Genomic DNA, 23,044 nt, shown 5'->3' with positions numbered 1-23,044 from the left:
TGAGATCAACGCGTCTTCGGAATAAAGACCGTAAATAAGGTGCCGCGCGGCGGATTTTCTTCTATCGTAATGGTGCCGCCACTTTGCTGAACATAGGTGGCTACCAGGTACAGGCCGATCCCGTGTTCGTCTGAATTTTTAGAGCTGATACCGCGTTCGAATAAGCTATCTTGCAGTTGCGGATCGATACCGCAACCGTGGTCGGCAACCTCCAAAATCAAGTTATCCCCTTCATCAGAAAGGTAAATTTCAACCTGTTTATCGCATTCCGGGTTCTTCAAGCTAGCCTCAAAAGCGTTATCCAGTAAATTCCCCATGATAGCAGCCAATTCGTTCTCCCCGATGGTGGGCGGCAGTATGCCCAACTGGCAACCGGGAATAAAGTTCAAGCTCAGCCCTAACTCTTTGGCCCGGTGGTATTTACCGAAGAGTAAAGCGGCAATTTGCCGGTTACTGAACGCGGTGCGTAACATATCAATCAGAGCCTGATGGGATGAAGACTCGGTTTTTACCATCTCAAGTGCCCGATCAAACTCTTTCATCTGCAATAACCCACTGATGGTTGACATCCAGTTCAAGTGTTCATGGCGCACCGTGCGTAGATTCTCGACATATTGCTTAATCTGGCTCAGTTGGACGCTAAGAGTATGAATATCATCCTGGCTACGAAAGCTCACCACCCAGCCTTGAAACACCCCCTCTTCAGACCAAATACCCGCCCGATTGGCGATAGTATTCAAGCCATTAAAGGTACATAGCTCATCCTGACGGTTATCACCGGTTTGATCGAGGAAGAAATGGTCAGGTGAGACCACTTCACTGACGTTGCAACCTATTAACTGTTGTGGTGTGGCGGAGATGTGCAGCATTTTACGCGCATTTTGATTGATTGCAGTGATCCTTCCCTCAGGATCAACCGCCAGCAGCCCTTCAAATACGGCACCAAACAAGGCTTCTTGTTGGCGTAATACTCGCGCTATCTCTTTCGGCTCCATTCCCATCATTTGGCGGCGGATGTGGTGTGCAAACAGCCATGACAGCAATAGCAATACAATCAGCACCATGATAAACGAGTGAGTGAGTGGCAGCAGATAAATGAGTCGCCAGTGGTCAATCTTGCTGATGAGGTAGCCCAGAGAAACGACCCCGATGATTTGTCCGTGTTCGTCGCGGATCGGGGTTTTAGCCCGCATCGCTTCCCCCATCGAGCCTTTACCGAAAATGATATAACTTTCACCTCGTTCCAGCGCACCGGGTTTCGTCCATTGCATCGGATAACCAATCATTTGCGGATTAGGGTGATACAGACGAATCGACTGAGTATCGCCAATCACCAGATAATCAAGATCTGAGGTATCACCTAACCGCCCCACAATTTGTGCTAACTGAGCTTTATCGCGGCGTTTTACTGCATCCACCACCGAATCCATCGCGGCGATAATCTTGGCCTGATTCATCGCGGTTTTACTGACCTGATCCAGTAAATATTGTTCAAAACTGTGGCTCAGAAAACGATCAAGTGTACCAACCAAAATGATCGAGACGGTTAATAGCAGCAAAAATATACGCAGTGGGAAGGCAATATTCTTCAAGCGACTCCATTTCAGACCGTGCCATTTTAATTTGCGTAATGGGGAAGAACCTGAAGAGGAACTGGGCATGCTACTCACCTTAATTAACATATGGACCATTAGCACAGGCATTAACATAAGTGAATTTAAGCAATAATTAAATAGCTAAGAGAAATAAAAAATAATATTAATAATTAAAGAAATTAAAACCATTAAATAACTTATATTTACTCTCTTATATGTGAAATAGGTCAATTAACCACGCTATTTTTATGTTTAGCATGTGGTCGTAAATTAATTGAAATTAAAAATCAGTTTTTAAATGGTTATTTTATATTGTTGTTTTTATGTGAATTTTTAATTTAAATCGCACGCTTTGACTTGCCTGATTATCGGGAGTTTAACTTGTGTTTTATTTGTTATATAAACGTTATGCTAGAGAGTGAATTATGGATACGGTATTTAGTCAAATTAATCGTTCAGAGCATCAGCAAATTGCAGAAATAACACGTTTCTTGCGTGCTAACGATCTGAATATAGATACCACTGTTGACGTATTTATTACCGTAAGCCGTAATGAACAACTCGTGGCCTGTGGCGGGATTGCCGGCAATATTATCAAATGCGTGGCAATCAGTGAGCAGGTTAGGGGGGAAGGATTGGCGCTGACCCTGGCGACCGAACTGGTCAATTTGGCCTATGAATGTCACCATAGCCATCTGTTTATTTATACCAAGACCAAGAATGAAGACTTATTTAAAGCCTGTGGCTTTTATCCGATAGCCAGTGTCCCCGGTATTGTGGTGTTGATGGAAAATAGCGCCTGCCGCTTGCAGCGTTATGCCAAACAATTAAGCCAGTTACGCCAACCGGGACAAAAAATTGGCAGCATCGTAATGAATGCCAATCCGTTTACCCGTGGGCATCAATATTTAGTCCGCCAGGCCGCGGCACAGTGTGATTGGTTGCACCTGTTTTTGGTGAAAGAAGATAACTCGCGTTTCCCTTATGAAGACCGCCTGCAATTAGTGCTCAGTGGCACCGAGGATATTACCAATCTTACCGTGCATCCTGGCTCGGAATATATGATCTCTCGTGCCACTTTCCCATGTTATTTCATTAAAGATCAAGGTGTGGCCGATGACTGCTATACCGAAATCGATCTGAAGATATTCCGTCAATATTTGGCCCCGGCATTGGGTGTCACTCACCGCTTTGTTGGTACCGAACCGTTTTGTACCGTGACCGCCAAATATAACCATGACATGAGCTACTGGCTGGAAACCCCGTTATTAGTCTATCCCCCCATCTCACTGGTAGAAATTGAGCGCCTTAAATATCACAACACCGCTATTTCTGCCTCTTGGGTACGCAAATTACTGGCTCAGGGGGATGGCGAAACCATTCGTAAATTGGTCCCCCCTGCCACCTGCCACTATCTACAACGCCTACTGGCGCAGCGGGCAAAAAAGGTAGCTTCAGCAAAGGATCCAGCCCTGTTTTAGCCGAATAAAACAGGGCGCAAAGATAGGTGCAGATACGTAGATCAGCAACCTCGAATTTGAAGACAAGTTAATCAGGTGAAAAATGAAAATTATCAGAGAGGCCGTCGCCGGAACACTGGAGTCGAGCGACGTGATGGTGCGCATTGCGCCATTAAATCCACCCGAAATAGATCTGCAAATACATAGCAGTGTGGATAAGCAGTTTGGTGAAGCTATTCGTTACAGCGTTTTGGCGCTGTTGGAACAGTATCGGGTAAACGGAGTGCAACTGATTATTGACGATAAAGGCGCACTGGATTGCGTATTGCAGGCACGGTTGGAAACCGCGCTACTCAGGGCAAGTGACGAAAAAATTCTGCCATGGAGAGCATCGTGATGAAACCTGAAATGAAAAACAGAATGCGTCGCAGCATGTTATTTGTTCCCGGCGCTAATGCTGCAATGGTAAGTAATGCCTTTATTTATCAGGCTGATGCATTGATGTTCGATCTGGAAGACTCGGTTATTCTGCGCGAAAAAGATGCCGCCCGACGTTTGGTCTATCACGCCTTGCAACACCCGCTTTATCAAGATGTGGAAACCATTGTGCGAGTCAATGCGTTGGACTCAGCCTACGGACTGGCCGATTTGGAAGCGGTGGTTCGAGGGGGGGCCGATATTGTACGTCTGCCCAAAACTGACTGTGCGCAAGATGTGACCGATATGGCGCGCGAGATCAGCCGTATCGAGTCGGAATGCGGCCGCGACGTTGGCAGTACAGGTCTGCTGGCCGCGATTGAGTCAGCACAAGGGATTACTCAGGCACTGGCTATTGCACAGGCATCTCCGCGCCTGATGGGGATTGCATTAGGTGCAGAGGACTATGTGCGTAACTTGCGTACCGAGCGCTCACCAGAAGGTATTGAGCTGCTGTTTGCGCGCTGTTCAATTTTGCAGGCGGCCCGCGCTGTTGGAATTCAGGCTTTCGATACCGTCTATTCCGATGCCAACAACGAGGCCGGTTTTTTGCAGGAAGCCGCATTGATCAAACAACTGGGCTTTGATGGCAAATCGCTGATTAACCCACGGCAAATCGAACTGCTACATAACCTCTACGCCCCGACCGAGAAGGAAGTCCAGCACGCACAACGAGTGGTCGATGCGGCGGCGGCGGCGGAAGCCGAAGGACGTGGGGTGGTCTCCCTGAACGGCAAGATGGTAGATAGCCCGGTGATTGAACGGGCACGGTTGGTTTTGCAACGTGCGGTCAGTGGCCTGCGTGAGGAATAAAAGATGAATAGGCAACAACGAGTAGAAAGTTTAAGTCGCACTCAGGATAACGGCCCGGCGTACCACCTGTATCAAAACACCTCGAAAGCGAATTTACAGGCGCAGAAACCCCGTGATATCAAAATATGCGACTCACTGGAGACAGTTATCCGCCGTTGCGGGTTGCAAGATGGCATGACTATCTCCTTTCACCATGCTTTTCGTGCTGGTGATTTAACCCTGAATCTGGTGATGGATACCATTGCCGCCATGGGATTCAAAAATCTGCGTCTGGCCTCCAGTTCGCTGAGCGACTGCCATTCACCGCTGGTGGATCATATCCGCAATGGGGTGGTCAGTGAGATCTATACCTCTGGTCTGCGCGGGCCGTTGGCAGAGGAAATCTCTCGCGGGTTACTGGCTAAACCCGTACAGATTCACTCCCACGGTGGCCGGGTTAATCTGATTGAATCCGGCGAACTGACTATCGATATTGCCTTTATCGGCGTACCGGCCTGTGATGAATTTGGTAACGCCAATGGCTTTAGCGGCAATGCCTGTTGTGGCTCGTTGGGCTATGCCAAAGTCGATGCAGACTATGCACACTGTGTGGTGTTGCTGACAGAAGCGGTGGTGACCTATCCCCATCATCCGGCCAGTATTACCCAAGATCAAGTTGACCTGATTGTACAGGTTGAAAAGGTCGGTGATGCCGACAAGATCGGTGCTGATACCACCCGAATGACCTCCAATCCTCGTGAGTTACTGATTGCCCGCCGAGCTGCCGAGGTGATTGCCGGTTCCGGCTATTTTGTCGATGGATTTTCTTTGCAAACCGGGACTGGCGGGGCATCACTGGCAGTGACGCGCTTCCTTGAGGATAAAATGCTGCGGCGCAACATTACTGCCGCTTTTGCCCTCGGTGGCATTACTTCAACGATGGTAGAACTGCACGAAAAAGGGCTGATTACCAAGTTGTTGGATGTGCAAAGCTTTGACCGGCAGGCTGCCTCCTCACTGGCCCGTAACCCACGTCACATCGAAATCAGTGCCAATCAATACGCCAATTTTAGTTCGAAAGGTGCGTCAGTCGATCGACTGGATGTGGTGGTGCTCAGTGCTCTGGAGATTGATACCCGTTTTAACGTCAATGTACTGACCGGCTCGGATGGCGTGTTACGCGGAGCCTCTGGCGGCCATTGCGATACTGCGGTCGCCGCCCGACTCTCTATTATCGTCGCTCCCTTGGTTCGTGGCCGGATCCCGACGCTGGTCAATGACGTCACCACCTGTGTGACGCCCGGCTCCAGTGTCGATATTTTAGTGACCGATCATGGTATTGCGGTTAATCCAGCCCGGCCCGAATTGGCGGAACGCTTACAGCAAGCCGGTTTAGCCGTAGTCACCATCGAATGGCTGCATCAGCGCGCGTTACTACTGACTGGCGTGCCACAACCTATTGCATTTACTGATCGCGTGGTAGCGGTGGTGCGCTATCGCGACGGCTCAGTGATTGACGTTGTGCATCAAATACAGGAGTAGGCGATGAACACACTCTCTCCTGCGTTAGCGGCCAATCGGCCCATCAGCTTACCGGAGTTGCTTACCAGCCGTGAGTCCCGTCAGAGCAGACAACAGGCGTGGCTGGCTCGCCATCAGGTGACGTTGATTTCACTGACGTTGGTGGCACCCGGTGCGGTGAAAGATAACCCATTGACGCGCAAATTATTTGCATTGGCATGGCAGGCGATCACCTCGCTAAGTCAACGGCAGTGTTGGCCAGTGTTGCAGCAAGAGATTTTTCCACTGCCGACCGGCTGTGAAGGTTTGATGGCGGTGGATTTACCTGCGGAACAGGTGAAGGACGCCGCGTTGTTACTTGAGCTAAAACACCCGCAGGGCCGGTTATGGGATATCGATGTGCTTGATGCATCGGGGCAAATCTTATCGCGCCGTGATGTGGGGTTAGCGCCGCGCCGCTGTCTGCTTTGTCACCGTCCAGCCAATGTCTGTGCCCGCGCGCAAACCCACAGTATTGACCAACTATTGGTTCAGATGGAGTTGATGCTCAATGCCACAACTGCAACGCACTGACAACAGGGCGGCTCAATCACCTGCCGCCTCCTCTGACTTTGCCAAAAAATATGGTGCACTGGCGTATCACGCCATGCTGGCAGAGGTGAATCTGACACCGAAACCGGGCCTGGTGGATCGCTTCAATTGTGGTGCACATAAGGATATGGCGCTGATCGATTTTTATCACAGTGCTGATGCTATTGCGCCGTGGCTCCCGCGCTTTATAGAACAGGGTATCAACCATGCTCAGCTTGGTGGGCAGGCAGCACTGAACAGCCTGCGACCGCTAGGACTGGCGTGTGAAAACAGTATGTTCCACGCCACCGGGGGGGTGAATACCCATAAAGGTAGCGTTTTTTCGCTGGGATTAATTTGCTGTGCGTTGGGGCGGCTGAAAGCGCGAGGTGAATGGATTAGCGCTAATGCTATTTGCCAGGAGGCGGCGCGCCTGTGTTCTGGGCTGACAGAGCGTGAGTTGCGTCAATCCAATCCACAACAAACGGCGGGCCAACGGCTGTTCTATCATTATGGCCTGACCGGCGCACGCGGCGAGGCCGAATCTGGCTTCGCTACAGTGTTGAATTATGCCTTGCCCGCTTACCAACGCTTATTAGTTAACGGGGCGGAATCCGACCATGCCTTATTGCACACCTTGCTGATTTTGATGTCCGTCAACCGCGATACCAATGTGGTGTCCCGTGGTGGTATGGCCGGGCTGCAATGGCTGCAACAGCAGGCGACAGAGATTCTGGCCTCACTCGCATCGGCAGGGATGGGTTCTCCTCTCAGCCTGAGGCGGGTGCGAATGTTTGATACCCAATGTATCGCTCGCAACCTTAGTCCCGGCGGCAGTGCTGACCTGCTGATCCTAACCTGGTTTCTGGCGCAGTTCCCTCATCATCTCCCTCACAAAAATAATAGCGTTGTTATTGAACCAGTAACAGCTATAGGAGTATCTCTATGTTGAAGTCGCAAGAGAAATTATGGAAAGCGCTCGCGCCTTTTGTGGTGCTGGCTGTTCTGCTGTTGATTCCCACCCCGGAAGGAATGCCACCTCAAGCCTGGCGCTATTTTGCGATTTTTGTCGCCATGATTGTTGGGATGATTTTAGAACCGATCCCCGCCACGGCGATAAGCTTTATCGCCGTGACGATATGTGTACTGAGTTCAGATTGGGTGCTATTTAGTGCGGCTGAAGTGGCTGATGCCAGCTTTAACGGCGGTAAAGAGTCTTTAAAATGGGGACTGGCCGGGTTCTCCAGTACCACCGTCTGGCTGGTGTTTGGGGCATTTATCTTTGCGCTGGGTTATGAAGCCACCGGACTTGGCCGCCGTATCGCCCTGTTCATGGTGAAATTCATGGGCAAACGAACCCTGACGTTGGGTTATGCCATTGTTATTATAGATATTCTGTTGGCACCCTTTACACCATCCAATACTGCCCGTACCGGGGGGACAGTGTTCCCGGTAGTAAAAAATCTGCCACCCCTGTTTGACTCATTCCCCAATGATCCGTCGTCACGGCGTATCGGTGGGTACCTAATGTGGATGATGGTGATCGGGACCAGTATCAGCTCCTCCATGTTTGTCACTGGCGCGGCACCTAACGTGCTGGGTATTGAGTTTGTCAATAAAATTGCCGGTGTTCATATTGGCTGGATGCAGTGGTTCCTGGCGTTCCTGCCCGTTGGGTTAATTTTACTGATCGTGGCACCCTGGCTCTCTTATGTGTTGTATAAACCCGGCGTGACCAAAAGCGATGAGGTAGCGGCTTGGGCGCAAACAGCACTGACTGAGATGGGGGCGTTAACGCGCAAGGAAGCAATTCTGATTGGTTTGGTGCTGCTGAGCCTGTGCTTATGGGTGTTTGGCGGTAAATTCATCGATGCGACGGCGGTAGGGTTGCTGGCAGTATCCCTGATGTTGGCACTGCATGTGGTGTCGTGGAAAGACATTACTAAATACTCAAGTGCCTGGAACACGCTGGTCAATCTGGCCACACTGGTGGTGATGGCCAATGGCTTAACGCGGTCGGGCTTCATTGATTGGTTCGCCAATACCATGAGTACCCATTTGGATGGTTTCTCGCCGAATATGACGGTGGTGGCGCTAGTATTGGTGTTCTATTTCTCTCATTATCTGTTTGCCAGCTTGTCTGCCCACACGGCAACCATGCTGCCGGTTATTTTGGCAGTCGGTAAAGGTTTAAGTGGTGTGCCGATGGAGCATTTATCCATGCTGCTGGTGTTATCCATTGGGATCATGGGTGTCCTGACGCCGTATGCGACTGGCCCTGGTGTGATTATCTATGGCTGTGGTTATGTGAAATCGAAAGATTACTGGCGGCTGGGTGGCATCATGGGGGTGTTCTACATCTCAATGTTGCTACTGGTGGGCTGGCCAATCATGAGCCTGTGGTATTGATGACAAAGTAACCGTGAGAAGGGCCGGTCAGCGGCCCGACTCATGATTATCGTTTTATCAGCCGGTGTACACGCCAAATACCCTTGGTAGCCACAGGGATATTTCAGGAATATAAGTGACCAACATCAGCACCAGGAACAGTGCGCCGTAGAACGGCAACATCGCTTTTACCACTTGTTCAATCTTCTGTTTACTCACCGCACTGGCGACAAACAGCACCGACCCCACCGGGGGGGTGATCAGACCAATCCCCAAATTGATCAACATAATCATACCGAAATGGACCGGATCAATACCTAATGAATTGGTCACTGGCATCAGTACCGGTGTTAGGATCAGAATCAGCGGTGCCATATCCATTAAGGTGCCAATCAGCAGCAGCATGATATTGATACACATCAGAATCACGTATTTGTTATCAGAAACCGAGGTAAAGAATTCAGTGATACGTTCAGGCAACTGCATGTAGGTCATGATAGCGCCGAAACTGGCGGCAAAACCGATTAAAATCATCACGATAGTGACAGTTTTTACTGTGCGATACATCAGTTTAGGCAATTCGGACCATTTATAGTCGCGATAGATAAACATAGTGACGAAGAATGACCACAAACAGGCAATCGCGGCAGATTCTGTGGCGGTAAATACCCCGGAAAGAATTCCTCCCATGATGATGACCACGGTCATCAACCCCCATAATGTATCGACAAAGATTTTAAGCGCCTGACGGAACGGCACTCGTTCACCTTTAGGGTAACCTCGCTTATAGGCAAAGCCGACACACATTAGCATCAGGGTAAAACTGAGCAGCAAGCCCGGTAAAATCCCGGCAATAAACAGCGCCGCGATGGATACGGTGCCGCCGGTTGCCAGTGAGTAAATCACCGAATTATGGCTGGGTGGGGTCAATATCGCCTGCACTGAACCACTGGCGGTGACTGCGGCGGCAAAATCACGCGGATAGCCTTTTTTATCCATTTCCGGGATCATTACCGAGCCAATGGAGGCGGTATCTGCCACTGATGATCCTGAAATGGCACCGAAAAATGTTGAAGCGACAATGTTAACTAGCGACAAACCACCACGGATGAAACCAACGAAAATATAGGCGAAACTCACCAGCCGCCGTGCGATGCCACCTTCGGCCATAATGGCCCCCGCCAGAATAAAGAACGGAATGGCCAGTAATGAGAATTTATTGACGCCACTGGTGATTTGAATCATCACCGCTTCCAACGGTAAATCAATCCAAAATGCCCCGGCGATGGCACTTAAACCGACGGCATAAGCCACCGGGACACCAATCGCCAGCAAGATTGCCAGCGTAAAAACTAAAATAAATGCGTCCATAAGGCAAAGTTCCCCAAATTATGAATTGCCGATCATCACTACCGGGCGGTGGGTCTGCGGGCCAAAAAATAGCCGCTCGATGATAAACATCAGCGTTATCGCGGAGCCGATTGGCAGAGGAATATAGCTTTGTCCGGCTGTCAGTAATGGGAACTCAGCCACTGGTTGTGACCAAAGCTCGCTACACAGAATGTAGCTATAGACCAAAATAAACAGGCTTATCAGCACCATCAGCAAATCAACCAATAACAGGCATACTTTTTTACCGGTCTCAGAGAGCCGATCAGTGACCATACTGACGGCAATATGTGAACCAGATCGATAACTGGCGGCAGCACCAATAAAAGTAAATGTCACCATACATAATATGGCGACGGGTTCTGGCCAGGATAAGCCATCGTTTTGGACATAACGGGCAAATATCCCCATAGGGATAACTACAACCATAATGATTAAGGCAATACCAGCGACCCAGATCGACAGGCGATATAACGCATCCATCGTTGATAGATAATAGCGAGCCATAGCGGAGACCTCAGTGTACCCAGGGTCATTGGCTGCAACACCCATGACCTTGGGTAAATATCAGTAGTATTAAAAAATTTAATACTGTCGGAAAGATGTTATTGCACGGCTGCAATCTGCTTGATCAGTTCTTGATGATCCTTACCGAATTCATCACGAACAGGTTGAGTGGCTTTATAATAATAGTCATGATCCATTTCATGATATTGCACGCCACCGGTTTTCATTTTGTCATGGGATTGCTGCACATAGGCTTGCCATAATACGCGCTGCTCAGCCTGTGCTTCTTTGGCCAATTTCAGAATGGTTTGTTGATCTTCAGCAGATAATTTATCCCATTTGGTTTTGGAATAAAGGAACAGCTCAGGAATAATAAAATGGCCGCTCAGGGTATAGTTTTTGACAACCGGCAGATAATTATGGGCGATAAAGGTCGGTTCGTTATTTTCGGTACCATCAATCACCCCGGTTTGCATCCCGCTGAATACCTCGCTTACGCCCATACTGAGTGAGTTGGCACCCATGGCTTTAAGGGTAGCCAGTGCAATCGGGCTGCCCTGAACGCGGATTTTCATACCTTTGAGATCTTCTGGTTTAACCACCGGTTCTTTGGTAATCAGATTACGGGTACCCGCATCCATCCAGCCGAGAAATACCAATTTTGAGTTCTTATTGTTAGTGATTTTATCACCGATTTCTTGGCCGATTTGACCATCAATAACTTTATGTAAATGGTCTTCGTCGCGGAACATATAGGGCAGGGTAAAGACACTGATCTCCGGCAGAATAGAGGCAACAGGGGTCATAGAAACACGAATAATATCAATTGCTCCCATTTGAGCCTGTTCTATCATTTGCTTTTCATCACCTAAGACACCACCCGGGAATGTTTTAATTTCCAGGCGACCATCCGTTGCGGTCTTTAGTTTGTCGCCCATATTTTTAACAGCAACAACATTAGGATAATCTTTGGGATGAACATCGGCAGCTTTAATTTGTTGAGCAGAGGCCATTTGACTAAATAATATGGCAGAAATAGCCAGGCACAGTGTGGGCAAAGGCTTTGGGAATTTCATTCAGTGTTCTCCAGAAGTCGCTATACAAAAGATAAAATGGATTATTTTTAATAATGGGATAGGTATATACCCAATAGAATTCAAGCAGCAGGTGCGCATCTGTAACCTGTAACCTGACGGATATATCAATATATAAAAAAAGGTTATTCCTTTATCCCTCTGGTAATTAACCTAGCTGTTTACATTTTCTTTTAAATTGACCATTGTCACAGAAAAAGAAACGTCAGGAACTGCGTTTCAATAATTGTGAAGTGACATTTCATAATGAATTAAGTCATATTGGGTTATTTGTTGATGGGATTGGTGTTTTGGCTTTTGGCAGCAACTTGCTTTCACTGATGTGTTTTAGCCACCGGGATAGGTTCGGATATTGTGGTGCTGTGGGTTAACTACTATTATAAAGGCCTATGAATCCAGATGATTAGGATAACGCGTGACGTCGGTATTTATTCGTAACTTTACCTTTGCCGCACTGCCAGCCAGCGGTTTAAATGGCCAGCCATTGTTTCACGGCCTGTTGGCAAAATGTGATTTTGATGTCAATGAATACCGGGATGAGCTGTTTGCTGTTTATGGCATTGCGTTTCCCGGCAGTTTACAAAAAGCAGTGGCAAAACGGCGTGCCGAATACCTGGCGGGCCGTTTTGTCGCCCGACAAGTGCTGAATATGCTAGAAGTACGCAATTATCCGTTGGCGAATGGGCTAGATCGCGCGCCACTATGGCCCGCCGGTTTGATTGGCAGCATCAGTCATAACAACCAACGTGCTCTGTGCACTGCGCAAATTATAACGCCGGCTACAGAGTATTCTGATGAAAGTGCTCATGTCCACGGTGTTGGGCTAGATATTGAAAGCCTGATTGCCGTTGAAAGGGCGAATGATCTATGGCCCGGAATCCTTAGTGAGCAGGAGTACCGCGACCTTCAGGAGGGCCCATTAGTATTCAACCAGTTACTGACATTGGCTTTTTCAGCCAAAGAGAGTCTATTTAAAGCAGTGTATCCACAGCTAGGGCGTTATTTTGACTTCCTGGAGGCCCGTTTCCTGAGTTATTCCATGGCATCAGGGCGTTTTGAGTTGCAGCTATTACGGGATCTCAGCAGTGACTTCCCAGCAGGCCGCATTTTTACGGGATGTTTCACTGTTAATGACAGTGATATTCAAACATTTATTGCTTACTAAGTTGGTACTAGTCACTTGTTGTAATAACTTTTTATTTTTTTAAGTTGGAAATTTCAATCGATATAGACTAAATATTTGACTATCAACCATATTTATTTGATAGGACATCATGAAATATATAGTGCTATTCGTTTTTATCTTATGTGTAGTCTATGTGCATTTTCGTGGCAAAGTTCGCTACAAGTTCTGGCGTCAGCTCTCAGATCATTCGACATTTGTTTCACCCATCAATGTGTTTATGTATCTGTTTTCACGGGTACCCACCACACCCTATTTAAAGCAGGATCTTTTCCCTGAATTGACCGTGCTGCGTGAAAACTGGCAGCAAATCAGGGATGAAGGTAAGGCGCTGATGGAAATCCAGCAAATCAAAGCATCGGATAAATATAATGATGCGGGTTTTAATTCGTTTTTTAAAACTGGCTGGAAACGTTTTTATCTGAAATGGTATGAAGACAGCCATCCTTCGGCGATGACACTTTGCCCTTATACCACCTCGTTATTACGCGGATTACCTTCGGTAAAGGCAGCGATGTTTGCTGAATTACCGCACGGTAGCCGCCTGCCTCGGCATCGTGATCCTTATGCCGGTTCTTTACGTTATCACCTTGGTTTAATCACCCCGAATGATGACCGCTGTTTTATTGATGTTGATGGCACCACTTACAGTTGGCGTGACGGTGAAGGCATTTTATTTGATGAAACTTATATTCATTATGCCGAGAATCAGAGTGGGCAGAATAGGCTGATCCTGTTTTGTGATATTGAGCGGCCAATGCGTTACCGCTGGGCGCAATGGATTAACCACTGGTTGGGGCGCAATTTAATGAGTGCAGCCACTGCCCCCAACGAAGAGGGGGATCGTACCGGTGGTGTCAATCGTATGTTTAAATACATCTATGCAGTGCGCAAGGTGGGGAAACGGTTGAAAGCCTGGAATCGTAGGATCTATTATTTGATTAAATGGATATTATTCGGTGGTATTGCCGTATTGATTTTTTATGCACTGTGAAAGAAAACGGCTCACAGAACAGACTATCAAATAGCGAGAGCCCCGCCCAAACTTAACTATGTGGGGCTTTCTCATCAATTATCTTGATCACTTTTCTTTTTTGACGCCCGCAACCCCGCCACAAATCCAGACTCAGACAAACATCACACCCAAAATTGATACTTAGAGCCGTCAAAAACCAATGGAATATTTTATTCTATTGATAGTTGTTTTTGAAACAATATAGTTATCTAAGTCACAAAGTTGTAAATTTTTTTGTAATTATAGCGTGAATAACTCATCAGTACCGTCATCTGTTCTAAGAATAATAGTACTTATATATCAGTGCGATAATGATATGTTTGATGATGGCCCACCTGTTTTACCTGAAATTTTCCCCGCCAAAAATGAAATTAGAATGCCATATTGTGATCGATATAGAATTTTAATTTCAATTCAAATGATATGTTGTGTCACAGTGAGTTAACATACTTATCAGTGATAACGCCAGTTGAGGATCGCCAGAAACCGCTAGCGAGCATTCATTGATAGTCTATTTTTGTCTCGTCAGGAGGATATAGATGAAAGAAGTCAGTGTTGGATTGATTGGTGGTGGTTATTGCAGTCATGCCGTCGGTTGGTTTCAGGCCGCAACCTTTGTTTGTGCTGTCAGCAGAATGAGGGGCTGGGACTTCGGTTGAGGCGGGTTAGCAAAATATAACGTATTACCAGTACCACCACGGTAATCGGTACATTTTAAAAATTGGGAGCGCAAAAGGATCATGCAAAATAAAAACCGTAGCAAGAATCATATAATATCGCACTCTGGAATAAAACTTATTTGTCTTCAATAACTGCATTTATCTTATTAATAAATCAGAGTGTCAAAAAGTTCTTCATCACCTCCATGTTTTAAGGTGGAGAAGGAGTTACTTTTGTTTTTTGAAACCCTTTTTGACATTAAATGGATAATCAAATAAAAAGGTAATGATATGTCGTTAATGATGAATCTCAATGCACAACAGAGAAAACGATTACATCAAATAACATTAGTCGCTACATTTGGTGGCTTGCTCTTTGGTTATGATACCGGTGTTATTAATGGTGCATTTTCTTCATTGAAAGAAAATATGGCCCTGACGCCGACGACTGTGGGCCTGGTAATGAGTGTACTGTTGGTCGGTGCCGCCATTGGTAGTGTTTTTGGCGGAAAATTGGCTGACTTTTTTGGTCGAAGAAAATACCTGCTCTATCTCTCCTTCGTTTTTTTCTTTGGTGCGTTATTGTGTGCATTATCGCCTAATATCACCACTCTTTTAATTGCCAGATTTTTACTTGGTTACGCGGTAGGCGGGGCATCGGTTACTGCACCTACATTTATATCCGAGGTTGCGCCGACAGAAATGCGGGGCAAACTTACCGGGTTGAATGAAGTTGCCATTGTTATTGGACAATTAGCAGCATTTGCAGTAAATGCGGTAATTGGTATTGCCTGGGGCCATCTGCCTGAGGTCTGGCGTTATATGCTATTGGTTCAAACTATCCCTGCTATTTGCCTGTTAGTGGGAATGTGGCGTTCGCCAGAAAGCCCCCGTTGGTTGATCAGTAAAAATAGGCGGGAAGAGGCATTAACAATTTTAAAACAAATTCGCCCTGAGCCACGGGCTATTAAAGAGTTTAATGATATCGTAACGTTGATTGATATCGAAAAAGAAAAGAAATTGTATGCTAAAAATGATTTGGCTATTATTTTTCAAACACCGTGGATCTTAAAATTAATTTTGGTGGGTATTGCCTGGGCAGCTTTACAGCAAACTACCGGTGTTAACGTCATTATGTATTATGGTACGGAAATATTAAAAACTGCCGGATTCTCGGAAAGAATGTCGCTAATCTGTAACGTGTTAAATGGCGTTTTTTCTGTCGGGGGGATGGTTATTGGGGTTATGTTCCTGGTTGATCGTTTTAAACGAAAAACACTGATTGTGTATGGTTTTGCCCTGATGGCAACGCTGCACTTGATTATTGCTGGCGCGGATTATTATCTGGTTGGTGAAATAAAGGCCACTGTTATTTGGTTGCTGGGTGCACTGTTTGTCGGGGTCATGCAGGGTACGATGGGCTTTCTGACTTGGGTCGTATTAGCAGAACTGTTCCCATTAAAGATTCGTGGCCTATCTATGGGGATCTCAGTATTTTTCATGTGGATCATGAATGCTATTGTGAGTTATTTGTTCCCCGTGCTTCAGGCGAAACTTGGCTTGGGTCCGGTCTTCTTGATTTTTGCTCTTATCAACTATCTGGCGATTATCTTTGTGATTACCGCCTTACCAGAAACATCCAATAAATCATTAGAACAACTTGAAGAAGAACTGTCTGCCGGTAATTAATAACATAATTTTTATATGAGATAAAAAAGATCATATCGCAAAAGGGACAGATAATGATAGATAATATTACCGTTGATAACCTACACTTAGGATGTCATGCAAAAAATAAAGCTGAAGTTTTAGCAATGATAGGAAAAGAGTTTAAATTAAAAGGTTATATTAACCAAGACTGTATCTCTTTTCTTAATGAAAGAGAACAACAAGTCTCTACATTCTTGGGGAATGGTATTACCTTACCTCATCTGCCTAAATCAGCCACAAATATCATTGTTAAAACCGGTGTTGAGATTTTTCAATTCCCTGATGGTGTCATCTGGGATAGAAGTAATGTTATGTTTATTGCCATTGGGGTTATTGCTAAAGAAAAAGAGCATATTGATGTGTTAAAAGATGTAGCCTCGATTTTTAGTGATGAAATTATTGCCAATGCGCTCTCATTAATCTCAAATAAACAGGATTTTCTCCGTATCCTTAATCGTAAATAGGGGAGGGTCGTGTAAGCCTGGAATTGTAGGGTTTATTAGCAGATTAAATAGCAAAAAGTTCACTTGAGGTTGCTTAAGTGGGCTTTTTTAATTTGGTAGTTGTAAAACCATCTCAATGTGCTGGCTGACGCTTAACAGTAGTGACTTTTATTAACCACTTCGGCATAAAGTTATTAAGGCGATTTGATGCCATTCGCGCATGTTTCCATCCTGAAACAGAACCTGGGTACTCAGAAAAAGAGTAGGTTACTATCGCGTATGCCTCTATATGACGTTAATAGATAACGATAGATATTTATGTTGTTTGCATAGCATGAACTTTTGGCAGTATAAAATAATAATATTATCGCAAGTCACTTATGCATAATAATATTTTCATTCATTAACAGTACAAGGAGGTAGTGTGAGCATTATTCCTATTCCTGACTATAAAACTCTACTTATATAGTGAATTATATTCATACAGTAAACTAATCGCACAGTGGATGTGAGGGTTATTTTTACGTCAAAATTAAAACTTGATATTTAAATATATTATTATAAATAACCAAACGGAATAACCTAATATTCCTATTAAGACGATAGTGTCGAATAAATATACTTTATTCCTAATGGTGATTAAGGAAAAAGTACAGGGTGATTATAGCTAAAGGCTGTTTTTATTTATTATTACTTTACGATTATTATTAATCAAGGACAGTATCATGTTGAAACCTATCGCATTTTCTTTGGGATTAACAAGTTTATCCCTACTCACTTTTCATGCTCAGGCAGATGAACCATTACCCGATGAAGTTCGCGTGGCCTACGGTGGTAGCTCACAGGTTCTGGTTCTGGCGAAAGTCGATGGTTCGTTGGAAAAAGCACTCAATACCAAGGTGAAATGGGTACAATTTGCCACCGGTGCTGATGCATTAGGTTATTTTGCCAGCGATGCGATTGATATTGCCAATATAGGTTCAAGCCCTGCGGTCGCGGGTTTGGTGCGAAAACTGCCAATAGAAATATTTGGTATATCAGGTGTGATAGCTACGTCTGAACGCCTTATTGCTAAAGATACGATTACCTCTTTGAAGGATATTGAAGGTAAACGTGTCGCTTATCCGCCTAATTCAACCGCTCAATATGCATTAGATGCCGCGATAGTGGTCAATCATATTGACCGTAATAAGGTGACATTAATTCCATTGCGACCCGCAGAAATGGTTGCTGCGTGGAAACGGGGAGATATTGACGCGGGCTATGTTTGGGCTCCTTTTGCGCAAGAGCTCGAAGTCTCTGGCGGGCATCCCGTATTCGAGACCAAACAGCTTCAGCAGGACGGTTATCTCATTTATAACAATTATGTGGTCAGAACTGCGTTTGCTAAAGCGCATCCCGAGTTATTGAGCCAATTCTTGCAAGTACATCAGCAAAAAGTTGATGAATTTAAGCGTGATCCAATAAAAGCGGCGGCTATCGTGGCGAAAGATGTTGGCGCACCGGTGACTACGGCAACGAATACCTTATCTGGTTTGGAATATCCAACACTTAAACAGCAGGAAACGGCGCAGTGGTTAGGCAACGGTTCCGATACTGATAACAGTGGTATTGGGCAGGCGGTGCATAAAACTGCTGGGTTCTTGGAAAGCATTGGTGAAGTGCGTAAACGTGACATTCCCAGCTCGTTTGAAAAGGGAATTAATGTCAGTTATTTAAAGGATGCGATCGCCGCACAAGTACAGCAATAGGGTATTTATGAATCGAGTGCAGCAGGTTGGGTTAAGCGTTGGGGCGGTTATTTCATTCTTCTTATTGTGGCAGGTGGTGGGGGCTGAGCAGTGGATCGATCCATTGCTGTTACCGCCATTATCGGATATTGCCCTCACCGCCGGCGAGTTGCTGCAAGAGGGATACCGGCAAGTGCCATTGTGGCAACACATTGCTGTCAGTGTTGCCCGGGCATTGAGTGCATTCGCCGTCGCTATCTTGGTTGGTGTGCCATTGGGATTGGTTATGGGCCTGTCGCAACCTATTGCAGCGCTGCTTAACCCATTTGTGCAGTTTTTACGGCCATTACCCAAGATAGCATTGATCCCCTTAGCGGTTGTCTGGCTGGGTATCGGTGAGTCATCCAAGTTTTTCCTGATTTTTATTGCTACATTTCTCAGTGTGGTGGTTGGGGCTTGCGCTGCGGTTGAACGTATTGGACGAGCCAGAATTCGTGTCGCCCAAACATTAGGTGCTAGCCGTCGGCAGATTTTTTTTCGTGTAGTACTACCTGAAACGCTACCAGAATTGTTTACCAGTGTGCGCTTATCCATTGGTATTGGTTGGACGTCGCTGATTGCTGCTGAAATGGTTGCTGCGACATCAGGGCTAGGCTGGATGGTGATCAATGCCAGCTCGTATTTACGTACTGACATTGTGATGCTGGGAATACTGTTACTGGGTGGTATTGGTTATCTGCTTGATCTGCTGATTGTAGGTTTACAGCGATTATTGGTGCCATGGGCAGGGAGAGAGTAATGCGAAAGGAACCATCGGCATCTATTACGGTTAATCGGGTCAATTTGGGTTTTGCCACTAAGCAGGGGCGGCAGCAGGTGCTGGAAGATATCTCTTTGAGCATCGAGCCGGGTGAATTTGTGGTACTGCTCGGGCCGTCGGGCTGTGGTAAGTCAACCATTCTTAATTTGATAGCCGGCTTTGAGCACCCCGACAGTGGCAATATTCAATGCCAGGGAGATGTGGTGTCAGCACCTGGACCGGATCGAGGGATGGTATTTCAGCAGGCAAATCTATTCCCATGGTTAACGGTGCGCGATAACGTCTCTTTCGGCCCACGGATGCAGGGGGCGACGCCTGCGGAAATCCTACCGGAAACACAGGCATTCCTGAAACTGGTGGGTTTGCAAGGGTTTGAAGATCACTATCCATGGCAATTATCCGGTGGCATGAAACAACGGGTCGCGATGGCCAGAGCCTGGTTACCCAACCCCGACATATTGCTGATGGATGAACCTTTTGGTGCGTTGGACGCGCAAACCCGTCTCATGATGCAGGAATTGTTGTTATCAGCCTGGCAGCAAACCGGCACCACGATTTTGTTTGTGACACATGATGTTGAGGAGGCTCTGTTTCTGGCCGACCGGATCCTTATCATGTCAGCACACCCCGGTTGTATCGTAGATGAAATAAGACTGCCTTTTGGCCGTCAGCGTGACATAGAAACGTTGGCTCAGGCTGAGGGTTATAGCGAAATTAAACAGCGGATATTGCATCGAGTTCGTAGTGAAGCCCGCCGTCATTTCAATAACTAATATAATATTATTAAGGAATTACTATGCATCTCGCTCGGTTTCCTCGCCTTTCATTGGGCCATTTCCCTACGCCATTAGAGGCATTGCCCGCGTTATCACGTTATTTAGGTGGTCCTAATATTTATATTAAACGTGATGATTGCACGGGGCTGGCGACCGGTGGCAACAAGACGCGTAAATTAGAATTTCTGCTGGCGGATGCGCTGCAACAAGGGGCCGATGTGGTGATTACGCAAGGGGCTACCCAGTCAAATCATGTCCGTCAGACGATTGCTGCGGCGGCAAAATTGGGTTTGGAAGCACAAATTTTGCTGGAGAAACGAGTCAGTGATTTTGGCGATGATTACCAGTTTTCGGGCAATATCTTGTTGGATAATTTATTAGGGGGAACGATAGCGGCTCACTTGCCAGCGGGGACGGATATGCAGCAGGCGATGGAGCATTTGGCAGAGACATTGCGGGCACAAGGGAAAAAGCCATATATCATCCCGGGTGGTGGGTCGAATCCGATCGGTGCTTTAGGTTATGTTGCTTGCGCGCAAGAGTTACTTTATCAGTCTAGCCAGCAGCAGCTACGAATTGATCATATTGTACACGCAACAGGCAGTACGGGAACACAAGCCGGGTTGGTTACAGGGCTGGTTGCCAGTAATAGTGGTATTCCGGTACTGGGCATCAGTGTTCGCGCACCACAAGATAAACAGGAGCAAAATGTTTACTCTTTGGCACAACGGACTGGGGAACTGCTGGGGCTAAAGGGGGAATTCCCTCGGGAAAGCGTGATCGTTAATAGCGATTATGTCGGTGCGGGTTATGGTTTACCGACTGATGGCATGCTTGAAGCGCTGACGTTGGTGGCACAATTAGAAGGGATTCTGCTTGATCCTGTCTATTCGGGAAAAGGAATGGCGGGGTTGATCGATTTAGTGCGCCAGGGATATTTTTCACCAGACGATAATGTTGTCTTTATCCATACCGGCGGTTCTGCCGGGCTGTTCGGTTACCGCCAGGTATTAGAGCAGGTAGGCAAGGATGACTAAACCTCTTTTATTTGGTGTGCTGGGTGGGATGGGACCCCTTGCGACACTGGATCTATTGCACAAAATTATTGAAGTAACGCCAGTTAGTCGGGATCAGGACCATTTACCGGTAGTGACATGGAATGTCCCGCAAATACCTGATCGACAAAAAGCATTGGCGGGATGTGGGGAATCACCGTTGCCACAGTTGTTACATGCAATACAGCAACTGAATCAGTTAGATGTCAGTCATATTGCTATACCCTGTAATACGGCACATCACTGGTATCCACAACTGGCCAATGCTAGCCGGGCACCTATCCTGCATATTGTCGATATTGCCGTAGCCCACATAGCTAGTTTGCACCCCCGACCACAACGGGTCGGGGTGATCGCAACCGAGGCAACACTGCAAGCGCAGTGGTATCAACAGCGATTGGCGGCATTAGGGATCAGCGTCATTTTACCGACCGAACAGGCATTAAAAACCTTGTTTGTCCCAGGATGTTATGCGGTAAAGCGTGGTGAGGTAGCTCTTGGGGGCCAACTCTTGCAACAGTTGGCTACAGAATTGGTAGGGCGTGGTGCCGAAAAATTAGTGTTGGCTTGTACTGAAATTCCGCTCGCGTTTAACGCTATTGAATCGCCACTACTGGCTTTGAGTATTGACCCTGCATATGCCTTAGCTCAGCATTGTGTGACGTTATGGCAACATTCGCAATCGGCTAATAGTTTTCACATACAATAGCGCCCTTTTTAAATAGGGCGATTTAAATGATTAATTTCGGCGCATTAAGGGGATGTTGTAGTAAATAACTATTTTAAATTTTCTGGAATGGATTGCAAATTGGATAATTGCTGCCAACTGACATCATCAATAAATATGCCATGAGTCAAACGTTGTTGATGATTTCTTTGTTCCCATTCTCCAGGTAATGTCAGATTATTATCGGAATGGGAACTGCGTACCCAGTCTAACAGAGCTGGTATTTCCTGCTGGTAACGCTGTGCTCCGCCCAAACGCTCAGGGTCAATTAATATTGTCAGCATATTATTGATGATTCTCTGCTGCCCCGGCTGCGTATTTCGTTCGGTGTTGCCCCCGGTTAATGCCGCTCCCAGCAAAGAACAGATGAGTGCCAGCCCCGAACCTTTATGTTCGCCGAATGCCCGCAGAGCGCCAAAGGGTTCTTCCATCAAATAACGTGGGTCGACCGTGGGCATGCCTTGGTGGTCTACCGCGCAACCAGGCTCTAATTGTCGCCCCTCATTCCACGCAATACGTGCTTTATTACCCGCAATAACGCTAGTGGCAAAGTCCAGAATGATTGGCTCGCCGGATAACAAGGGAACGCCTGCGCAGAAGGGATTGGTTCCTAGTCGGGCTGATTGCCCTTGCCAGGGGATGACATTGGCGCGATTGTTTACATTCGCAAAATGCAATGAGACTAACCCCGCCGCGGCAGCTTGTTCAGCCCAGGCACCGATGCGGCCTAAGTGGTGTGCATTTGCCAGACTCAAAACCGTGACTCCGTGCTGTCGGGCGCGTTCAATACCCAGTTCAATCACTTGTTTTCCAATAACCTGGCCGAAGCCATGCTGCCCGTCAAATGAAATCAACGCTCCAAAATCTGTGGTGATTTTAACCTTTGCTGCAGGATTTAATCCTCCCTCATGAATTGCCGCGATATAGCGGGGCAACATACTAACACCGTGGGAGTCATGGCCTTTGAGACTGGACTCCACCAAATTATCAGCCACGTTAGCGGCGATGCCTGAGTCTACTGAAATATCGACCAATCGATCATGCAGATATTGCCGAAGAAAATGATGACTGAAAACGGGCATTTCTAGCTCCGAAAATAATAATGGAATATCGGGAACTATAACGCTTTCAAT

General features: G+C 46.7%; 21 protein-coding genes. 16 read left to right on the top strand and 5 right to left on the bottom strand.

Annotated features, from left to right (window positions below):
* Positions 1 to 5: 5 nt before the first annotated feature.
* Entirely contained in the window at positions 6 to 1,682 is a 1,677-nt protein-coding gene (gene dpiB, locus V1956_RS16295; protein ID WP_372558563.1) for a sensor histidine kinase DpiB, read from the bottom strand.
* 338 nt (positions 1,683 to 2,020) lie between these two features.
* Between dpiB and citC the strand changes: the two genes are divergently transcribed.
* The 7 genes from citC to V1956_RS16260 all read left to right on the top strand — a co-directional run bounded on the left by citC (position 2,021) and on the right by V1956_RS16260 (position 8,824).
* A complete protein-coding gene (gene citC, locus V1956_RS16290; protein WP_420075154.1) occupies positions 2,021 to 3,076 on the top strand; it encodes a [citrate (pro-3S)-lyase] ligase in 1,056 nt (351 codons plus the stop codon).
* 82 nt (positions 3,077 to 3,158) lie between these two features.
* Entirely contained in the window at positions 3,159 to 3,452 is a 294-nt protein-coding gene (gene citD / locus V1956_RS16285; RefSeq protein ID WP_420071985.1) for a citrate lyase acyl carrier protein, read from the top strand.
* On the top strand, positions 3,452 to 4,345 hold the full coding sequence (gene citE / locus V1956_RS16280; protein ID WP_372559871.1) for a citrate (pro-3S)-lyase subunit beta: 894 nt from the start codon (positions 3,452 to 3,454) through the stop codon (positions 4,343 to 4,345). Before citD ends, citE begins: the two co-directional genes overlap by 1 nt.
* 3 nt (positions 4,346 to 4,348) lie before the next feature.
* Positions 4,349 to 5,866 (top strand): citrate lyase subunit alpha, encoded by a 1,518-nt coding sequence (citF, locus tag V1956_RS16275; RefSeq protein ID WP_372558566.1) that lies wholly within the window; start codon positions 4,349 to 4,351, stop codon positions 5,864 to 5,866.
* 3 nt (positions 5,867 to 5,869) lie between these two features.
* Positions 5,870 to 6,418, top strand: a complete 549-nt coding sequence (gene citX, locus V1956_RS16270) for a citrate lyase holo-[acyl-carrier protein] synthase (protein ID WP_372558567.1) — start codon at positions 5,870 to 5,872, stop codon at positions 6,416 to 6,418.
* Positions 6,396 to 7,367, top strand: coding sequence for a triphosphoribosyl-dephospho-CoA synthase CitG (gene citG, locus V1956_RS16265; RefSeq protein ID WP_442825348.1), 972 nt, complete (start codon positions 6,396 to 6,398; stop codon positions 7,365 to 7,367). The genes citX and citG overlap by 23 nt, the downstream gene beginning before the upstream one ends.
* The gene (locus V1956_RS16260) at positions 7,361 to 8,824 is read left to right on the top strand and encodes an anion permease (protein WP_083159211.1); all 1,464 of its coding nucleotides are present in this window, start codon (positions 7,361 to 7,363) and stop codon (positions 8,822 to 8,824) included. Before citG ends, V1956_RS16260 begins: the two co-directional genes overlap by 7 nt.
* 57 nt (positions 8,825 to 8,881) lie before the next feature.
* Here the strand turns inward: V1956_RS16260 and V1956_RS16255 are convergent, their stop codons facing one another.
* From V1956_RS16255 to V1956_RS16245, 3 genes are all read right to left on the bottom strand, one after another.
* Positions 8,882 to 10,174, bottom strand: coding sequence for a TRAP transporter large permease (locus V1956_RS16255; protein WP_019080904.1), 1,293 nt, complete (start codon positions 10,172 to 10,174; stop codon positions 8,882 to 8,884).
* Between the two features lie 18 nt (positions 10,175 to 10,192).
* Positions 10,193 to 10,699: a TRAP transporter small permease gene (locus V1956_RS16250; protein WP_083159210.1), complete on the bottom strand. Its 507-nt coding sequence runs from the start codon at positions 10,697 to 10,699 to the stop codon at positions 10,193 to 10,195.
* A gap of 98 nt (positions 10,700 to 10,797) precedes the next feature.
* Positions 10,798 to 11,775, bottom strand: coding sequence for a TRAP transporter substrate-binding protein (locus tag V1956_RS16245; protein ID WP_442825347.1), 978 nt, complete (start codon positions 11,773 to 11,775; stop codon positions 10,798 to 10,800).
* 433 nt (positions 11,776 to 12,208) lie between these two features.
* Here V1956_RS16245 and V1956_RS16240 point away from each other — a divergent pair, with 433 nt between their 5' ends.
* The 9 genes from V1956_RS16240 to V1956_RS16200 all read left to right on the top strand — a co-directional run bounded on the left by V1956_RS16240 (position 12,209) and on the right by V1956_RS16200 (position 21,893).
* Positions 12,209 to 12,958 carry a 4'-phosphopantetheinyl transferase family protein gene (locus V1956_RS16240; RefSeq protein ID WP_372558571.1) on the top strand — a complete coding sequence of 250 codons (750 nt, stop codon included), beginning with the start codon at positions 12,209 to 12,211 and terminating at the stop codon, positions 12,956 to 12,958.
* A gap of 109 nt (positions 12,959 to 13,067) precedes the next feature.
* A complete protein-coding gene (gene lpxO, locus V1956_RS16235) occupies positions 13,068 to 13,970 on the top strand; it encodes a lipid A hydroxylase LpxO (RefSeq protein ID WP_372558572.1) in 903 nt (300 codons plus the stop codon).
* A gap of 971 nt (positions 13,971 to 14,941) precedes the next feature.
* Complete coding sequence (locus tag V1956_RS16230) at positions 14,942 to 16,339, top strand: sugar porter family MFS transporter (RefSeq protein WP_372558573.1); 1,398 nt, start codon at positions 14,942 to 14,944, stop codon at positions 16,337 to 16,339.
* Positions 16,340 to 16,392: 53 nt separating this feature from the next.
* A complete protein-coding gene (locus V1956_RS16225; RefSeq protein WP_372558574.1) occupies positions 16,393 to 16,824 on the top strand; it encodes a PTS sugar transporter subunit IIA in 432 nt (143 codons plus the stop codon).
* Positions 16,825 to 17,531: 707 nt separating this feature from the next.
* The gene (locus V1956_RS16220; protein ID WP_372559872.1) at positions 17,532 to 18,554 is read left to right on the top strand and encodes a taurine ABC transporter substrate-binding protein; all 1,023 of its coding nucleotides are present in this window, start codon (positions 17,532 to 17,534) and stop codon (positions 18,552 to 18,554) included.
* Positions 18,555 to 18,561: 7 nt separating this feature from the next.
* Positions 18,562 to 19,332 carry an ABC transporter permease gene (locus V1956_RS16215; protein WP_372558575.1) on the top strand — a complete coding sequence of 257 codons (771 nt, stop codon included), beginning with the start codon at positions 18,562 to 18,564 and terminating at the stop codon, positions 19,330 to 19,332.
* Positions 19,332 to 20,126 carry an ABC transporter ATP-binding protein gene (locus V1956_RS16210; protein ID WP_442825346.1) on the top strand — a complete coding sequence of 265 codons (795 nt, stop codon included), beginning with the start codon at positions 19,332 to 19,334 and terminating at the stop codon, positions 20,124 to 20,126. The genes V1956_RS16215 and V1956_RS16210 overlap by 1 nt, the downstream gene beginning before the upstream one ends.
* Positions 20,127 to 20,149: 23 nt before the next feature.
* On the top strand, positions 20,150 to 21,166 hold the full coding sequence (locus V1956_RS16205; RefSeq protein WP_372558577.1) for a D-cysteine desulfhydrase: 1,017 nt from the start codon (positions 20,150 to 20,152) through the stop codon (positions 21,164 to 21,166).
* Complete coding sequence (locus V1956_RS16200) at positions 21,159 to 21,893, top strand: aspartate/glutamate racemase family protein (protein ID WP_372558578.1); 735 nt, start codon at positions 21,159 to 21,161, stop codon at positions 21,891 to 21,893. The genes V1956_RS16205 and V1956_RS16200 overlap by 8 nt, the downstream gene beginning before the upstream one ends.
* A gap of 68 nt (positions 21,894 to 21,961) precedes the next feature.
* Here V1956_RS16200 and V1956_RS16195 read toward each other — a convergent pair whose 3' ends face one another.
* The gene (locus tag V1956_RS16195) at positions 21,962 to 22,993 is read right to left on the bottom strand and encodes a malate/lactate/ureidoglycolate dehydrogenase (protein ID WP_442825345.1); all 1,032 of its coding nucleotides are present in this window, start codon (positions 22,991 to 22,993) and stop codon (positions 21,962 to 21,964) included.
* Positions 22,994 to 23,044: the final 51 nt, after the last annotated feature.

The sequence above is a fragment of the Yersinia sp. 2540 StPb PI genome (assembly GCF_052217165.1).
Classification (GTDB): Bacteria; Pseudomonadota; Gammaproteobacteria; order Enterobacterales; family Enterobacteriaceae; genus Yersinia; species Yersinia enterocolitica_E.
The sequence above is the reverse complement of the archived record's forward strand: the minus strand, read 5'-3'. Positions and strand labels throughout refer to the sequence as shown.

Coding starts and splice junctions, on each gene's coding strand:
- V1956_RS16200 (WP_372558578.1), top strand. CDS start 21,159: ATGACTAAACCTCTTTTATTTGGTGTGCTGGGTGGGATGGGACCCCTT.
- V1956_RS16250 (WP_083159210.1), bottom strand. CDS start 10,699: ATGGCTCGCTATTATCTATCAACGATGGATGCGTTATATCGCCTGTCG.
- dpiB (WP_372558563.1), bottom strand. CDS start 1,682: ATGTTAATTAAGGTGAGTAGCATGCCCAGTTCCTCTTCAGGTTCTTCC.
- V1956_RS16210 (WP_442825346.1), top strand. CDS start 19,332: ATGCGAAAGGAACCATCGGCATCTATTACGGTTAATCGGGTCAATTTG.
- V1956_RS16225 (WP_372558574.1), top strand. CDS start 16,393: ATGATAGATAATATTACCGTTGATAACCTACACTTAGGATGTCATGCA.
- V1956_RS16255 (WP_019080904.1), bottom strand. CDS start 10,174: ATGGACGCATTTATTTTAGTTTTTACGCTGGCAATCTTGCTGGCGATT.
- V1956_RS16205 (WP_372558577.1), top strand. CDS start 20,150: ATGCATCTCGCTCGGTTTCCTCGCCTTTCATTGGGCCATTTCCCTACG.
- lpxO (WP_372558572.1), top strand. CDS start 13,068: ATGAAATATATAGTGCTATTCGTTTTTATCTTATGTGTAGTCTATGTG.
- V1956_RS16215 (WP_372558575.1), top strand. CDS start 18,562: ATGAATCGAGTGCAGCAGGTTGGGTTAAGCGTTGGGGCGGTTATTTCA.
- citD (WP_420071985.1), top strand. CDS start 3,159: ATGAAAATTATCAGAGAGGCCGTCGCCGGAACACTGGAGTCGAGCGAC.
- V1956_RS16195 (WP_442825345.1), bottom strand. CDS start 22,993: ATGCCCGTTTTCAGTCATCATTTTCTTCGGCAATATCTGCATGATCGA.
- citE (WP_372559871.1), top strand. CDS start 3,452: ATGAAACCTGAAATGAAAAACAGAATGCGTCGCAGCATGTTATTTGTT.
- V1956_RS16230 (WP_372558573.1), top strand. CDS start 14,942: ATGTCGTTAATGATGAATCTCAATGCACAACAGAGAAAACGATTACAT.
- citF (WP_372558566.1), top strand. CDS start 4,349: ATGAATAGGCAACAACGAGTAGAAAGTTTAAGTCGCACTCAGGATAAC.
- V1956_RS16260 (WP_083159211.1), top strand. CDS start 7,361: ATGTTGAAGTCGCAAGAGAAATTATGGAAAGCGCTCGCGCCTTTTGTG.
- citC (WP_420075154.1), top strand. CDS start 2,021: ATGGATACGGTATTTAGTCAAATTAATCGTTCAGAGCATCAGCAAATT.
- V1956_RS16245 (WP_442825347.1), bottom strand. CDS start 11,775: ATGAAATTCCCAAAGCCTTTGCCCACACTGTGCCTGGCTATTTCTGCC.
- citX (WP_372558567.1), top strand. CDS start 5,870: ATGAACACACTCTCTCCTGCGTTAGCGGCCAATCGGCCCATCAGCTTA.
- citG (WP_442825348.1), top strand. CDS start 6,396: ATGCCACAACTGCAACGCACTGACAACAGGGCGGCTCAATCACCTGCC.